The organism is Jingyaoa shaoxingensis (assembly GCF_014385005.1).
Lineage (GTDB): Bacteria > Bacillota > Clostridia > Lachnospirales > Lachnospiraceae > Marvinbryantia > Marvinbryantia shaoxingensis.
Genome location: NZ_JACRSZ010000006.1, coordinates 121587 through 135652, shown reverse-complemented (window position 1 = coordinate 135652; position 14066 = coordinate 121587). Strand labels below are relative to the sequence as shown.

Sequence of the window (14066 nt, the reverse complement as noted above, 5' to 3'; positions counted from 1 at the left end):
GCAGGTACTTAAAAAAAGTACTTGCTTTTTTAAAATTCTGTGTTATAGTAGTTATAGAACAAATGAAAGGCATGAATATTTGTTTACGAATAATTCGTATCTGTTCAGTACTTTCACAGATATGACAGTGGGTTTTGAACAGTTACTACAATTCCTATAACAGGAGGTGACGGATATGAACATTAATAAATTTACACAGAAGTCTCTGCAGGCAGTGAATGATCTGGAGAAGACTGCATATGAATTTGGCAATCAGGAAGTAGAACAGGAGCATCTTTTATATACACTGATGGATCAGGAAGACAGTTTGATTAAGAAGCTGATAGAGAAGATGGAGATACAGCCGCAGTATTTTGTCAATAGCGTGGAATCCGCTATTGAGAAGCGGCCGAAGGTCTCCGGTGGTAAGCCATATATTGGCAATGATCTGAATCAAGTACTGATTACGGCCGAAGATGAAGCAAAGAACATGGGAGACGAATATGTCTCCGTTGAGCATCTGTTTCTGGCGATGATCCATCATCCGAGCAGAACAGTCAAAGAACTGTTCCGTGAGTACGGCATTACCAGTGAACGTTTTCTGCAGGCATTGTCTACTGTAAGAGGCAATCAGCGTGTGACTTCCGATAATCCGGAAGCTACCTACGATACCCTGAGCAAGTATGGCCAGGAACTGGTAGAGAAGGCACGTCAGCAGAAGATGGATCCTGTCATTGGACGAGATGCGGAGATCCGTAATGTAGTACGGATTCTGTCCAGAAAGACCAAGAACAACCCGGTGCTGATCGGTGAACCTGGTGTCGGTAAGACAGCAGTAGTTGAAGGGCTTGCACAGCGTATTGTCCGCGGAGATGTACCGGAAGGACTGAAGAATAAGAAGATCTTTTCCCTGGATATGGGGGCACTGGTAGCAGGTGCCAAATACCGTGGTGAGTTTGAGGAACGTCTGAAGGCAGTTCTGGAGGATGTGAAGAACAGCGAAGGCGAGATTATCCTGTTTATCGATGAGCTGCATCTGATCGTGGGCGCAGGTAAGACGGATGGTGCTATGGATGCAGGCAATATGCTCAAGCCTATGCTGGCACGTGGAGAACTGCACTGTATCGGCGCTACTACACTGGATGAATACCGGAAGTACATCGAGAAGGATCCGGCACTGGAGCGTCGTTTCCAGCCGGTAATGGTAGATGAACCGACAGTAGAAGACACCATCTCCATTCTGCGTGGATTAAAAGACCGTTATGAAGTCTATCATGGTGTGAAGATCACAGACAGCGCGCTTGTAGCAGCAGCTACACTGTCTCATCGTTATATTTCAGACCGTTTCCTGCCGGATAAGGCTATTGACCTGGTAGATGAGGCTTGTGCACTGATTAAGACGGAGCTGGATTCCATGCCGACAGAACTGGATGAACTGTCCCGTAAGATCATGCAGATGGAGATTGAGGAAGCAGCCCTGAAGAAAGAAACCGACCGTCTGAGTGCTGACCGTCTGGAGGCACTGCAGAAGGAGCTGGCAGAGCTGAAGGCAGAATTTGCCAATATGAAGGCAAAATGGGATAATGAGAAGAATTCTGTAGAGAATCTGTCAAAGCTCCGTGAGCAGATCGAACAGATGAATAAAGATATTGAGCTGGCACAACGCAACTACGATCTGAACAAAGCTGCTGAGTTACAATATGGTGAGTTGCCGAAGCTTCAGCAGCAGTTGCGGATCGAAGAGGAAAAGGTAAAGAATAAAGACCTTTCACTGGTACATGAGAGCGTAACAGAGGAAGAGATCAGCCGGATTATCTCCAGATGGACCGGTATTCCGGTAGCCAAACTGACAGAGAGTGAGCGAAGCAAGATCCTGAATCTGGATCAGGAACTGCACAAGAGAGTCATCGGACAGGATGACGGTGTCCAGAAGGTAACAGATGCCATTCTCAGATCCAAGGCAGGTATTAAGGATCCTGGCAAGCCAATCGGTTCTTTTCTGTTCATGGGACCTACCGGTGTAGGTAAGACAGAGCTTGCCAAGGCACTGGCACAGAGCCTGTTTGATGATGAACAGAACATGGTGCGTATCGATATGAGCGAGTACATGGAGAAGTACTCCGTATCCAGACTGATCGGAGCGCCTCCAGGATATGTAGGATATGAGGAGGGTGGTCAGCTGACAGAAGCAGTCCGCAGAAAACCATATTCCGTAGTACTGTTTGATGAGATCGAGAAAGCACACCCAGATGTATTTAACGTATTGCTTCAGGTACTGGATGATGGCCGTATCACAGATTCTCAGGGACGTACTGTTGATTTCAAGAATACTATTCTGATTATGACATCCAACATCGGATCTCAGTATCTGCTGGATGGTATCAATGAAAATGGCGAGATTTCAGAGGAAGCCGAGAAGATGGTTATGACAGACTTGCGTGGACATTTCCGTCCGGAATTCCTGAACCGTCTCGATGAGATCATTATGTTTAAGCCGTTGACAAAAGACAACATTGGTCATATCATTGACCTGATGATGGATGAACTAAATGGCAGACTGACCGAACAGGAGATTTCCCTGAAGCTGACAGAGGCTGGTAAGAACTTTGTCATTGAAGGTGGTTATGAACCAATGTACGGTGCTCGTCCGCTGAAGCGATTCCTTCAGAAGAATGTAGAGACATTGGCAGCCAGAGAGATTCTGTCCGGAGAAGTACAGGGTGGAGATACCATTGTCATTGATGCACTGGATGGTAAACTGGTGACCAGGATCGAGCATGATAAGGAGCAGGCATGATACCAAAAGATCCTATGATACTGCTGAGTTATGTGAATACTCAGTTGCGAGACTTTTATCCAAGTCTGGAAGCACTGGCAGAAGGACTGGAAGTGAATCAGGAAGAACTGGTGAAGAAGCTGGCAGACATCGACTACGAGTACGATGCACAGCGGAATCAGTTCGTGTAGAAAGAAAAATGGCATTGGGACGAATGTTCCGATGCCATTTTTCATTTCGCAGGAATGGTTTTTGTTTTTTATCGCAGGGTCAGTTTAAGGGGCTGAGAACAATCTGTCCGGCAGCGCGGGTCTTTTTCATATCAATGATCCGCTGGTTTTCCGAACCACGGAATCTCAGGCGGATATTCTTTTTCTCTTCCACAAAACGACCGTCCACCAGAGTGTCAATCTGATCCAGAATGGTATCTGTCACATCTGTATAGCGGCAGCCTCCCGGAACAAGATCTTTATCATATGTATATCCGGTATACATCCAGATGGTTTTATCTGGAAGTTCCTCTTTTACCCGCAGAATCAGTCTGGCTACATCTGGCTGATTTTGCAGTTCAAAAGGCTCACCGCCAAGAATGGTCAGACCGTCATAGTAAGGGTGGGAGAGCTCATCCATAAGCTGCTGTTCCACTTCAGGGGTAAAGGGGTATCCATAATCAAAATCCCAGGTCTCCGGCTGAAAACACCCCTTGCAGTGATTCAGACAGCCAGATACAAAAAGACTGACCCGCATGCCAAGCCCGTTGGCACTATCAGCAATCATGATTTGTCCATAATTCATGGTTTACACTTCCTTTGAGAAATTTGCACTGTAACTATATCAGTATTCTAACAGATGCCTATAATAAAAGCAAATGAATGTTATGGCTGAGTCTGCCCAGTGCGCTTGTCAAGGCAGTGTGGCTGTGCTAAAATGAAGTCATTCAGGTGAAACAAGAAAAAGGGGAAGGATATGTGGATTAGTAAGTATTTTGTTTATTTTGTCATATTCAGTTGTATGGGATGGATCTATGAATCTATTTTTTGTACCGTGAAAAGTGGTTCCTGGCAGAACCGGGGATTCCTCTATGGTCCGGTATGCCCGATCTACGGAGTGGGTGCAGCGACCATTATGGCACTGGTGGACTGGTATGCAGGACAGAATCAGGGGCAGGTGAATTATACCTGGTGGCAGGTATTTCTGGTAGCTTTTTTCGGAAGCATCGTACTGGAATATGTCACATCCTGGGGACTGGAGAAGTTGTTCCATGCATACTGGTGGGATTACAGTGACGTACCCCTGAATATTAATGGAAGAGTGTGTTTCCCTGCATCCGTGGGATTTGGAGTGGCAGGTCTCCTTGTAATCTATGTGATCGCACCGGCAACCAAGGATGCTACCCAGTGGATTACACCTATTTTAATGGAACTTTTTTCACTGATTTTTATGGCACTGCTGGCAGCAGATGCAACACTGACAGTTTCAGCCCTGACCGGATTTGAACGGAATGTGGCAGCAATGGAAGAGGCGCTGAACCAGCATATGGAACAGTTTGTCAGTACCGTACAGCAGAAGAGCCAGGCAGCCGGCGAAGTACTGGGAGAGAAAAAGCTGGCAGCCAGCGAACGTCTGGCAGAGGAACGTATGCGTTTCACAAAAGAGAGACTGGAAAGCATCACAAAACGGATGGGCAGCGGACACCGTGCAGCCCTGAACCGTGTCAAAGGATTTAGGAGATATGGTACAGAGACAGAACGCAAGTCCAAGATTCGCGGTATTTTCCATCAGACAGTAAAACGATATAAAAAAGGCGGGGATGAAGCATGAAAAAATGTTATGAGACAGTCTGGGAGATCTTTAATAAATGCGCCAACAATCAGATGCGGGATATCTTTATAGATGAGATTGAGACAGATGATACAGATGCTTATGTCAGAGCAAAGATTAAAGATCAGGATCTGATCTGGGAAAAGAGCATTCTGGAGGATGGAACCATCGTGTATGACATTGACGCCACCGGGACAAAAGAACGATTTTCGTTTACAGAGATATAGGCGCATTGAAGAAAATGCCTGCCTGTGTTACAATGATGGACGTAAATCATAAAATACAAAAGGAGGAAAAGACCTATGTTTATTACAGATAGTATTTTTTATGTAGGAGTAAATGATCATCAGGTAGACCTGTTTGAAGGACAGTATGATGTACCGAACGGTATGGCGTACAATTCTTATGTAATCATGGATGAGAAGATTACGGTAATGGATACCGTAGATGCCCATTTTACAGAAGAATGGCTGGGCAACATTGCAAAAGTATTAGATGGAAAGAAGCCATCTTATCTGGTTGTACAGCATATGGAACCGGATCATGCAGCAAATATTCACAATTTTATGAAGGCATATCCTGAGACTACCGTAGTGGCCAATGCCAAGACGTTCGGCATGATGAAGAATTTTTTCCCGGATATGGAGCTTGGAGATCAGAAACTTGAAGTAAAGAACGGTGAATCACTGTCTCTTGGAACACATACACTGACCTTTGTATTCGCACCGATGGTACACTGGCCGGAAGTTATGGTTACATATGAAAGTACAGAAAAGGTACTGTTTTCTGCAGACGGATTCGGCAAATTCGGAGCTTTGGATGTAGAAGAAGACTGGGACTGCGAAGCTCGTCGTTATTATATCGGTATTGTAGGCAAGTACGGCGCACCGGTACAGACTCTTTTAAAGAAAGCAGCAGCTCTGGATATCCAGATAATTTGCCCGCTGCATGGACCGGTTCTCACAGAAGATCTGGGACATTACATTGAAAAATACGATATCTGGTCTTCTTATAAAGTAGAATCCGAGGGTGTAGTTATTGCTTACGCATCTGTTTACGGCAATACCAAGAAAGCGGCAGAGATTCTGGCACAGAAGCTGGAAGAGAAAGGATGCCCGAAGGTCTCTCTGTTTGATCTGGCACGTTGTGATATGGCAGAGGCAGTGGAAGATTCTTTCCGTTATGGCAAGCTGGTCCTTGCATCCCTGACTTACAATGGCGAAGCGTTCCCATTCATGAGGACATTCGTAGATGAACTGGTAGAACGTAACTATCAGAACCGTACCATTGGTATTATTGAAAATGGTTCCTGGGCTCCGATGGCAGGTAAAGTCATCAAGGCCAAATTTGAAAAGAGCAAGAATATCACCTGGCTGGAAAACAACTGTACCATTATGTCAGCTGTTAAAGATGAAAATATTCAGCAGCTGGAAGCTATGGCAGAAGAACTCTGCAAATAAACAAGAATGGATGTAATTATAAACAGAAGAAAAGATAAAGTGAGACGGACTGCCTGGTGCAGTCCGTTTTGCATATCATATGTGAAATCAAAACTCATAATTCTATCAAATTTGGATGATAAAATGAGCAACGTGAATTACAGGTTACTGTGAACGAAGTGAACAGCAACGATTACAGGGAGAAAGAAACGTGAAAACGATTGAAATTCTAATAGTGGAGGATGAGCCAAAGCTTGCTCAGACGGTTGGGGATTTCCTGAGGATACAGAATTACGATGTAAAAATTGTGGAAGATGGAACTGGAGCCTTAGAGTGTTTCAGGGAGAAGAAGCAGCAGATTGATCTGGTATTGCTGGATCTCATGCTCCCGGACATATCCGGATATACCGTGTTAAAAGAGATTCGAAAGGTATCTGAGGTACCGGTTATCATTCTGTCTGCCAGGTCAGCTGTGGCAGATCAGATGAGTGGATTTGAGAAAGGTGCGGATGACTATATTACCAAGCCATTTACACTAGGACTGGTGAAACTCCATATAGAGGCAGTATTGAAGCGGGCAGGAAAAATGCGTTCAGTATTGGAATATAAAGAACTGAAGGCAGATCTATCCGGACAGATGGTATACCGGAAGGGTGAATTGATGGATACAACGAGAAAAGAATTTGAACTGTTGGTTTATTTTATGGATCATGTAGGGATTGCACTGCCAAGAACGACCATTCTGGACGCAGTATGGGAATACGATTATACCGGAGATATCCGAACGATAGATACGCTGGTGAAGCAACTTAGAAAGAAGTTGGGAGAAGACTGCAATTATATACGGACAGTGTATGGCGTTGGCTATATTTTCGGGGAGGAATAGAATGAAAAAGAAAGGAACAAAGAGAACACCGGAAAAAAGGGCGCTGACGCTGGCAATTGCATTTGTACTGGTTATTGTTCTTTATGCATTGGGCTGTTCGCCATGTTATATCGGTCTAAAGACAAGAATTTTACATCAGTTTTATAATGAATTGCAACAGATAGAGCTTGCTGATCTGGATGATGATGATATTGAGAATCTGAATGAATTCCAGAAAGAAAAGTTCGAAGTGATGGTGGTGAATGATGTATTTAAGCCTGTTTATACCACAAAAAATGCAGTGCCGGAAGATTATGTAAAAAAACGGATTGAAAATAAGTTAGATAAATTTGATGGGAAAGCTACGGTGGAAAAACGTAATCTGGAATCTCGTCAGGTACTGGTTATGCGAGGAAAGCTGACGCAGGATGGGCATGACTATTATGTCTATGTAAGAAAGGATGTGCAGTCTGGGCTTGATATCATGCAGGGAACAGTCTGGTATTTTACAGCCTGTCTGACGATTATAACGATTCTGGGGTATCTGGGAATGAAAAAAGACGGGGAGAAACAGCAGACTAGGTCAAGAAAGGCAGATTACCGTCTTATGGAGAGCCAGCGTGAATTTGTGGCGAATATTTCCCATGAATTAAAGACACCTCTGGCAGTTGTATCCAGTCAGGTGGAGATGCTGGAGATCGGAGAAGATAAAATAGATCGTCCATATTATTATGCATCTATCCGGGAAGAACTGGATAAGATGTCTAAGATGGTGGGAGAACTTCTGGACTTTTCTATGCTGGATAACCAGATGAACGCTATGGAGATCAGCAAAGTTAATGTGTCAGAGATGCTGGAATATCTGTTGCTGCGGTACGATGCCATGTTCCGGAAAAATGAGATTAAAGTGAATTCGGATCTGGCAGCAAACTGTTATGTATATGGCAATCGTATGTATCTGGAAAGGGCAGTCAATAATTATCTCATGAATGCATTCCAGCATACCCAACAGGGAAAACAGATTACAGTGACACTGAGAAGAGAAAAGCAGTCCCTTTATCTGGAGGTCTGCAATGACGGGGAACCGATCAGAGAAGATCAGATGGAACGGATCTGGGACAGCTTCTATACATCATCGAAAAAGAAGAATCCGTCTGCAGAAGGCGGAAAAAACATTGGTCTTGGACTATTCGTAGTCCGCAAGATTGTGGAGAAACACAAAGGAAGCTGTGGTGTGGAAAACAGATCAGAAGGTGTGGCTTTTTGGATAAGACTGCCGCTGATAAAAGAAAATAAGTAAGGAACTGCTCAGATACAGACAGGAATATGCAGACAGAACAGGAAAGGAAGGCGTTTGGAATCATGAAGAAAAAAACAGTTTTATGGATATTGAGTATGGCCGTATGCGGCAGTCTGCTGACAGGCTGCGGGACAGCTGAGAAGAAGGAATCAGAGACGATAGCAGCAACTGAAACGGCAGAGACATCTGCCAGGGAAGCTGGTGAAACAGAAAATACAGAGACATCTGCCGGGGAAGCTGGTGAAACAGAAAATACGGAGACGGTCACTGAGGAAGCTGATGAAACAGAAAACACAGAGGAGACTGGCGAAGTGGATAAAACATCAGTCAGTGGCAGTCAGATTGGAGCACAGGTTTCTGTATCCGGATGGAACATTACCGTGGAGGATGTGCAGAAAAATACTTCTCTTGAGAATGTCAGCGTAGAACTGGGGTACACTGGTGTGGAAAAAAGCAATTATCAGAAGGAAGCAGAATCCGGCAAGACATTTTGTCTGGTAAAAATGTTGATTGAAAAAGATGGAAGCAAAGAAACCATTGACTGGAGCAATCTGAAGCTGACAGACGGTGAGGGAAATGAGTATACCAGAATAGAAGATGACTTCCTGGCAGATCTGGGAATGATGCGTATGACAGGAAATACGCTGAATTTTGGGAAAAATGAAGGCTGGATTGCCTTTGAGATCAATGAGAATGCAGATGGACTGGAACTGAGTTATCCATTTGAAGAAGAAGCATATCATTGTGCATTATAGATACAAAACAACAGGGAAATCTGGTATCTGAAAGCGGAAATATAAAACCGGATATAAAATCAGGAGAATGAGATGAAAAAGCGAGAGATTCTGGGAGCTGTGCTGCTGGCAGCAATGCTGGCGGCAGGAAGTGTGACGGTACTGGCAGAGGAAGACAATACGGAACAGGAGACGCAGGAGCAGGAAGGAGACATCCAGGAACAGCAGAGCGAGATTGATGCGGCATTGCAGGCAGAACTGGAAAATGGGTATGCACTGGAAGATGCATTAATTGTTGTGAATCCTTACGGTACAGCACCGTTAAGTGCAGTTGCAGTGTTTACGACAGAAGAAGCCTGTGGCGGAACCGTAACAGTAAAAGGCAAGTCACCGGAAAATGATGTGACAGGTACGTTTGAGGCAGATACAGACCATATTGTGCCGATATACGGATTATACAGTGGACAGGAGACAGAGGTGGTGATCACACTGGATGATGGTACGTCGTCCACATTTTCTGTGGAGACAGAGAGTGTGAATGTGGATTATGGAACGATTCAGACAGAGATGCTGGATGAAAGCGCTTATGATTATTCGCAGCTTACTTTTGTATGTTCCACGATGGGATCTGTTTATGCAGTGGATGCTGCCGGGGATCTGCGTTTTTTCACAGATATGGGAGGTACGCTGGGAGTTCATCAGCTGCGTAACGGGCATCTGTGTATGCCGTCATCGGAAGTACTGCATCCAACCTATTACAAAACAGGACTGATTGAGATTGATCTGACCGGAAAGGTATATCAGGAGTATGAGGTGCCGGGTGGCCAGCACCATGATTTTGTGGAACTGCCAGATGGCAATCTTCTGATAGCATCAGATGCAGAGGACTTCAGCACGGTAGAAGACCGTGTGGTGGAGATTGATCGGGAAAGCGGAAAAGTAGTATGGGAACTGGATATGAAAGATCTGATCAGTCAGGAAGACGGACAGTCTGCATCCATGGACAGTGACGGCAGCGAGGAGACAGACTGGTTCCACAACAACGGTCTGTGGTATGACGCAGAACATGATCTGGTGCTCCTTTCAGCGAGACATAAGGATGCTATTGTGGCAGTCAATAAAGAAGATAAGACGCTTGCCTGGATTCTGGGAGATCCGACGGGATGGGAGAATACGGATGCTTCTTATTTCTTTACTCCGGAAGGAGATGACTTCGAATGGTTTTATGCACAGCATAATGTGACTATGTTGGATAACGGAGATATCTGCCTGTTTGATAACGGAACGGCTAAGGTTAAGAGAGTGGATGCGCAGAATCGTGTAAGCGGGGACGATGTTTACTCCAGAGCCGTGATTTACCACATCGATACAGAGAATATGACAGTTTCCCAGGTATTTGAATATGGAAAAGAACGGGGATCAGACTGGTATTCAGACTGGATCTCAGGCGTGGAATCTCTGGATGGGACGAAAGACCATCTCTGGATTACGGCAGGGTCTCATCTTTACAGTGAATCTGAAGACCGCAGTGATTTTTATCCGAAGGATATGTTTGCGGAGGGATTGACAAAGACAACCCATATTGATCAGGTGGATAACGGAGAACTGACCTTTGAATTGACCATATCAGGAGACAGTTATAATGCACTGACTTACCGTTCATTCCGTATGCCGCTGTATACACAGTATCTGGGAAAGAAGGCGTATGGATACTACGGACAGCGTGTGGAAGCATCTATGGACCGGGAAGATACTATTCTAATTCAGGAAAATGATCAGGCAGCAGATGTGGTGAAAACCGATATAACAGCCGAACAGACAATGATTTCCACATCTTATGAGATTGATCAGCAGCTCATTGCAGAGCAGAAAAATGGCTATACATGGGAGAATCCCATAGCAATTGTGAACCCTTATCAGATTGCACCGCTGACAGCGGTAATCCTTTTTGATACCCCACAGGAATGTGCAGTGCGTTTTACTGTAAAGGGCAAGACCGAAGAAGCGGATGTTTCAGGAGAAGTGGATGCGGCTGTTTCACACAGAGTGCCGATAATCGGTCTGTATCCGGGAATGGAAAATACAGTGGTTCTGGAACTGCTGGATGAGAACGGTGAAGTGACAGATTCCAGAGAAGTGAAGGTGGCGACAGAAGATCTGCCAGAGTCACTGGAAGATGTAATCTATCCGGTAAAGACCAGTGGTACATCTGCATATGGATTAACGATGGTTTATGGGCAGAGAACCCATCTGCCATTTGCCTATGACTGCATGGGGGATATCCGTTGGTATATGGATAAGGAGACGGCAAATTACGGTCTGTATCTGCTGTCCAATAACCGCATGATCTGGCAGGATACCGGTGCTTATGTGCCAAATATGGAAAAACCTCAGTCTACGAATCTGTATGAGATGGACTATCTGGGGCGGGCATATACCATGTATTATGTATCCGGTGGCAGCCATCATGAAGTGATTGAGAAGGAGCCGGGAGGCAATCTGCTGGTGCTGACCAGTTCCATACAGTCTCATTATGAAGATAAGATACAGGAAATTGACCGTCAGACAGGGGAAGTAGTAAATGAACTGGTTCTGGATGACATTCTGGACTGTGAATATGTGAACCGCGCTGACTGGGCACATATCAATACAGTGTCCTACCAGCCTGAAAGTGATACGATTCTTATCAGTGCCAGAGACATTGAGTCTGTCATCAAACTGAACTGGACGACGAAAAAGATTCAGTGGATTCTCTGTGATCCCAGATTCTGGGAGGGCACCGGCTATGAATCATATGTACTGCAGCCAGAAGGAGACTTCATATATCATTTCCAGCAGCATACAGCCTACCAGCTCAGTGTAGATCTGGATGGCAATCCAGATACCATTGAACTGAGTATGTTTGATAATCATTATGTCAGCGGAAGAAAGAGCAAGCTGGATTATTATGATAACGATGATGCATCTTACCTGTTAGTGTATTCCATTGATGAGAGTGCAAAAACGGTAAAACAGATTAAGAAAATCCCGACAATTTTTTCCAAGATTACGTCTTCGGCCATCTATGATGAAGAAAGCGGTCATATCTTTGGTATGTGTGGATGGGTACCAAGGGCAGAAGATGAGCGGAAGGGTATGACCTATGAGTTTGATTATGAAACAGGGGAGATTCTGAACCAGTTCAGTATTTCCACTACATTTTACCGGGCTTCTGAGATGAAGATAGACTACAATGATCTGGCAGCTCCGATGGAACTGGAAAAAAACTATATCAGGGGAGAGTTGTGGCAGCCTGTAGCAGTTGAACTGACAGAACCGGTTACGAAACCGGAAGCTGTCCTGAGTGAGACGGAAGTAGCCTTTCATCTTACCGGTCAGGTGCTGTATGCAGGTACACTGGATCATCAGATTTCTCAGATTGTATTTCAGGGAAAAGAACACACTTATATATACGATACCACAGACATTGTACTTCAGATCCGTGATTATCTGGCACATTATGAATATATTCCCGTTCCGCTGCAGAATCTGGAACCGGATGAATATGAGATCTTCATGATGTATCAGGATCGCTGGGTCGATACGCAGCACAGAATCAAGATATCTTCTTGACATAATATGAGAATGTGTGATATGTTAGTTAACGTTGCAAACCCATAAAAACAAGGTCGAAGAGGGATTGCAGGGCGGTCACCGCCTTTAAATGTGCCGAGTGTTCGTGACCTTCCACTCGTAAAACAAAACTAAAGGAGAAAACAGAATATGAAAAACAAAGGTACTTTATTCATGGTGCAGGCTGCTGCAATTGCAGCCGTGTATGTTGTGCTGACCACAGTATTTGCTGCATTCAGCTTTGGAGAAGTTCAGGTGCGTATATCAGAAGCACTGACTATTTTGCCGGTCTTTACACCGGCAGCGATTCCGGGGCTGTTTGTCGGTTGTCTGATTTCCAATTTTCTGGGCGGAGCGATTCTGCTGGATGTGATTTTTGGAAGTATTGCGACACTGATTGGTGCAGTATTTACATGGAAACTGCGTAACAGCAGTAAGTGGCTTGCTCCGCTTCCACCGATTGTGGCAAATGCCATAATTGTGCCATTTACATTGTATTATGGTTATGGCGTGAATCTTCCGATTCCGTTTATGATGCTGACAGTTGGTATTGGTGAAGTCATTTCCTGTGGCGTTCTGGGAATGATTCTCTATGGGGCATTAAATAAGTATCGTTATGCGATATTCGGTAAAGCATTTGAAACTGGTAAGTAAAAAAGAGAGTGTGGTTTCTTTTTCAGAAATCACGCTCTCTTTTTTCAGCGGTTGACAGATAACAGAGATCTGGTGTAGGATATCCAGAGACATATGTTTGCCTGACGTGGATAATATGGAGGATAAAGAGAATGAATATTGTATGTTTGGATCTGGAAGGGGTACTGGTACCGGAGATCTGGATTGCGTTTGCAAAGGAGAGTGGAATTCCGGAACTGAAGAAGACAACCCGTGATGAGCCGGATTATGATAAACTGATGAAGTGGAGACTTGGCATTTTAAAAGAGCATGGGCTTGGATTAAAAGAGATTCAGGAGACGATTGCAAAGATTGATCCGATGCTGGGAGCAAAAGAATTCCTGGATGAGCTTCGTTCTATGACACAGGTGATCATTATCAGTGATACCTTTACACAGTTTGCCACACCGCTGATGAAGAAGCTGGGCTGGCCGACGATCTTCTGCAATACACTGGAAGTGGCAGAGAGTGGGGAGATTACAGGATTCCGTATGAGGATTCATGATTCTAAGCTGACAACTGTGAAGGCACTGCAGTCTATCGGTTATGATACTATTTCCAGCGGGGACAGTTATAATGATCTGGGTATGATTCAGGCAAGCAAGGCAGGCTTTTTGTTCCGCAGTACAGAGCAGATCAAGGCAGACCACCCGGAACTTCCTGCATATGAAACTTATGAAGAGTTATTAGATGCAATCAAAAAGGCATTATAAGCAGAAAAAATATGGATACCAGATAGATCGAAAAAAGTCTGTCTGGTATTTTTTTGTAAAAAGTTCATATCAGGAATTGACAAATACCTGGGTGGGGTATATAGTATGAAGTATAAAGAGAAATACCCCAATGGGGTATTCTTGAAAAGATGAAA

The 14066-nt window shown here is 44.5% G+C and carries 11 protein-coding genes and 1 pseudogene; 11 read left to right on the top strand and 1 reads right to left on the bottom strand.

Going from position 1 to position 14066, the window contains the following annotated elements:
- The first annotated feature begins 175 nt into the window (after positions 1 to 175).
- Positions 176 to 2776: an ATP-dependent chaperone ClpB gene (gene clpB / locus H8716_RS07445; protein WP_249307941.1), complete on the top strand. Its 2601-nt coding sequence runs from the start codon at positions 176 to 178 to the stop codon at positions 2774 to 2776.
- The gene (locus H8716_RS07440; RefSeq protein ID WP_249307940.1) at positions 2773 to 2946 is read left to right on the top strand and encodes a DUF4250 domain-containing protein; all 174 of its coding nucleotides are present in this window, start codon (positions 2773 to 2775) and stop codon (positions 2944 to 2946) included. The genes clpB and H8716_RS07440 overlap by 4 nt, the downstream gene beginning before the upstream one ends.
- 79 nt (positions 2947 to 3025) lie before the next feature.
- On the opposite strand, the gene nrdG is transcribed toward H8716_RS07440, so the two are convergent.
- Positions 3026 to 3550: an anaerobic ribonucleoside-triphosphate reductase activating protein gene (gene nrdG / locus H8716_RS07435; protein WP_249307939.1), complete on the bottom strand. Its 525-nt coding sequence runs from the start codon at positions 3548 to 3550 to the stop codon at positions 3026 to 3028.
- Between the two features lie 171 nt (positions 3551 to 3721).
- Here nrdG and H8716_RS07430 point away from each other — a divergent pair, with 171 nt between their 5' ends.
- From H8716_RS07430 to thrH, 9 genes and pseudogenes are all read left to right on the top strand, one after another.
- Positions 3722 to 4576, top strand: a complete 855-nt coding sequence (locus tag H8716_RS07430) for a putative ABC transporter permease (RefSeq protein ID WP_249307938.1) — start codon at positions 3722 to 3724, stop codon at positions 4574 to 4576.
- A complete protein-coding gene (locus H8716_RS07425; protein ID WP_249307937.1) occupies positions 4573 to 4803 on the top strand; it encodes a hypothetical protein in 231 nt (76 codons plus the stop codon). Before H8716_RS07430 ends, H8716_RS07425 begins: the two co-directional genes overlap by 4 nt.
- Before the next feature lie 75 nt (positions 4804 to 4878).
- A pseudogene (locus H8716_RS07420) lies at positions 4879 to 6033 on the top strand (FprA family A-type flavoprotein); the annotation flags it as partial.
- Between the two features lie 193 nt (positions 6034 to 6226).
- Complete coding sequence (locus tag H8716_RS17715; protein WP_249307935.1) at positions 6227 to 6901, top strand: response regulator transcription factor; 675 nt, start codon at positions 6227 to 6229, stop codon at positions 6899 to 6901.
- Between the two features lies 1 nt (position 6902).
- Entirely contained in the window at positions 6903 to 8180 is a 1278-nt protein-coding gene (locus tag H8716_RS07410; protein WP_249307934.1) for a sensor histidine kinase, read from the top strand.
- A 62-nt stretch (positions 8181 to 8242) separates the two neighbouring features.
- The gene (locus H8716_RS07405; protein ID WP_249307933.1) at positions 8243 to 8935 is read left to right on the top strand and encodes a DUF4352 domain-containing protein; all 693 of its coding nucleotides are present in this window, start codon (positions 8243 to 8245) and stop codon (positions 8933 to 8935) included.
- 72 nt (positions 8936 to 9007) lie between these two features.
- Positions 9008 to 12526, top strand: coding sequence for an aryl-sulfate sulfotransferase (locus tag H8716_RS07400; protein ID WP_249307932.1), 3519 nt, complete (start codon positions 9008 to 9010; stop codon positions 12524 to 12526).
- Positions 12527 to 12676: 150 nt separating this feature from the next.
- Entirely contained in the window at positions 12677 to 13180 is a 504-nt protein-coding gene (locus H8716_RS07395) for a QueT transporter family protein (RefSeq protein WP_249307931.1), read from the top strand.
- A gap of 131 nt (positions 13181 to 13311) precedes the next feature.
- Positions 13312 to 13911, top strand: coding sequence for a bifunctional phosphoserine phosphatase/homoserine phosphotransferase ThrH (thrH, locus tag H8716_RS07390; RefSeq protein WP_249307930.1), 600 nt, complete (start codon positions 13312 to 13314; stop codon positions 13909 to 13911).
- The last annotated feature ends 155 nt before the right edge of the window (positions 13912 to 14066 follow it).

What these genes read in the sequence shown, in the direction of transcription:
- clpB (WP_249307941.1), top strand. Translation starts at nt 176, where the DNA reads ATGAACATTAATAAATTTACACAGAAGTCTCTGCAGGCAGTGAATGAT.
- H8716_RS07440 (WP_249307940.1), top strand. Translation starts at nt 2,773, where the DNA reads ATGATACCAAAAGATCCTATGATACTGCTGAGTTATGTGAATACTCAG.
- nrdG (WP_249307939.1), bottom strand. Translation starts at nt 3,550, where the DNA reads ATGAATTATGGACAAATCATGATTGCTGATAGTGCCAACGGGCTTGGC.
- H8716_RS07430 (WP_249307938.1), top strand. Translation starts at nt 3,722, where the DNA reads ATGTGGATTAGTAAGTATTTTGTTTATTTTGTCATATTCAGTTGTATG.
- H8716_RS07425 (WP_249307937.1), top strand. Translation starts at nt 4,573, where the DNA reads ATGAAAAAATGTTATGAGACAGTCTGGGAGATCTTTAATAAATGCGCC.
- H8716_RS07410 (WP_249307934.1), top strand. Translation starts at nt 6,903, where the DNA reads ATGAAAAAGAAAGGAACAAAGAGAACACCGGAAAAAAGGGCGCTGACG.
- H8716_RS07405 (WP_249307933.1), top strand. Translation starts at nt 8,243, where the DNA reads ATGAAGAAAAAAACAGTTTTATGGATATTGAGTATGGCCGTATGCGGC.
- H8716_RS07400 (WP_249307932.1), top strand. Translation starts at nt 9,008, where the DNA reads ATGAAAAAGCGAGAGATTCTGGGAGCTGTGCTGCTGGCAGCAATGCTG.
- H8716_RS07395 (WP_249307931.1), top strand. Translation starts at nt 12,677, where the DNA reads ATGAAAAACAAAGGTACTTTATTCATGGTGCAGGCTGCTGCAATTGCA.
- thrH (WP_249307930.1), top strand. Translation starts at nt 13,312, where the DNA reads ATGAATATTGTATGTTTGGATCTGGAAGGGGTACTGGTACCGGAGATC.